A 1,395-nucleotide genomic window follows, 5' to 3' on the forward strand; every position below is an offset into this window, starting at 1 on the left:
TTTCAGGTCAGGAATTGACCGGAGTCAATGACACTGCTTTTTGTGCACAGCGCGCAGAGACGGACTCTACCGCCCGGTTAGGCGGGCATCTCCACACCGTCCGCGATATAGGCAAGGGACAGCGCGTTGCGCAGCGTGATGCGCCGACCGTCGACGCCGATGATGCCCTCGCGCCCGAGCTGCGAGACGGTGCGGCTGACGGTCTCCAGGGTGATGTTCAGATAAGCCGCGATCTCCCGCCGCCCCATCGCCAGGCGCAGGCGCATGCCGTCGAAGCCGCGGCGGCAGCGGCGCTCGGCCATGTCCAGGAGGAACCCGGCAACGCGCTGCCGCGCCGAGCCCCGGCAGGCGCCGAGCAGGCGCTCCCTTGCCGTGCTGAGCTCCTCACGCAGCAGTCGGTTGACCGCCTGCCGGACGCGCGGATCCGCCGCCATAGCCTCTTCCACGGTCTCCCACGGGAGCTCGCAGACGCGGCTGCGCTCGAGCGTCACCAGCCGCTCGTCCGGGGCCATGCGTTCACCGGCATCGAGCCCGATCGGCTCGCCCGGCAGGGTGAAGCCGGCGATGACCTCCTCGCCGGTCGCCGTGTAGCGCGAGCGCTTGACCGCCCCGGAGCGCAACACCCCGAGGCAACGTCCCGGCCGCCAGCGAAGCGCCTGACGCGCCGGCAGGGTCACGCGTTGGTGCACCATCGGGGTGTCCGGCTCGCCGACGGGATTGCGCAACCCCTCCGGGAAGCACACGCGGTAGAGGTCACAGTCGGTGCAGCCCTGCAGCACCGGTATTGTGTCCCCGCGGTCAAGGGCCTGTGACGGCGCGTCGGTCGACATGGCTTACCCTCCTGATCGATCATTAACCTGCATTAAATATACATGTATTTTCCCGAGTGCAATAACAGGAGCCCGTCATGACCGAGTCCCGACCGCTAGTCTACGCCTGCTCCGGCTGCTCCAATGTCGCCCAGCTCGCAAACCGTGTCGCCGTGGCCATGGACCGCGACGGCCGCGCGGAGATGTCCTGCATTGCCGGTGTCGGCGGCGGTGTGCGCTCACTGGTGCGCCGGGCCCGCAGCGGCCGGCCCGTCATCGCCATCGACGGCTGCCCTCTGGCCTGTGTCCGCCACTGCCTCGAGGGCGTCGGCGTCACCGCCGACTACCACACGACGCTGACGGATCACGACCTGCGCAAGCGCTACCGCGAGGACTACGGCGAGGAGACGGTTGCCGAGGTGCGCCAGCGCGTCGAGGCCGAGGCCACCGGCGCGGGCCTGTTCGCGCCAGCAACGGATGCCTCCGCGGTTCGCGGCTGACCCCGCGCAAGGCCGGCCGGGACACCGCCCGTAACCGGGGCGCCCCGGCCGGGCCGAACGAAGCATCGTGGTCAACATGCATTCCA

General features: G+C 69.4%; 2 protein-coding genes. One reads left to right on the forward strand and one right to left on the reverse strand.

Annotated features, from left to right (window positions below):
• Window positions 1–77: 77 nt before the first annotated feature.
• Window positions 78–830 carry a helix-turn-helix domain-containing protein gene (locus G7A99_RS17185; protein WP_018718909.1) on the reverse strand — a complete coding sequence of 251 codons (753 nt, stop codon included), beginning with the start codon at window positions 828–830 and terminating at the stop codon, window positions 78–80.
• A gap of 77 nt (window positions 831–907) precedes the next feature.
• Here G7A99_RS17185 and G7A99_RS17190 point away from each other — a divergent pair, with 77 nt between their 5' ends.
• On the forward strand, window positions 908–1,309 hold the full coding sequence (locus G7A99_RS17190) for a putative zinc-binding protein (RefSeq protein ID WP_163142421.1): 402 nt from the start codon (window positions 908–910) through the stop codon (window positions 1,307–1,309).
• The last annotated feature ends 86 nt before the right edge of the window (window positions 1,310–1,395 follow it).

Source organism: Arhodomonas sp. KWT, from assembly GCF_010993615.1.

Bases quoted from the DNA above. Each gene is read 5' to 3' on its own strand.
- G7A99_RS17185 (WP_018718909.1), bottom strand. From the start codon at position 830: ATGTCGACCGACGCGCCGTCACAGGCCCTTGACCGCGGGGACACAATA.
- G7A99_RS17190 (WP_163142421.1), top strand. From the start codon at position 908: ATGACCGAGTCCCGACCGCTAGTCTACGCCTGCTCCGGCTGCTCCAAT.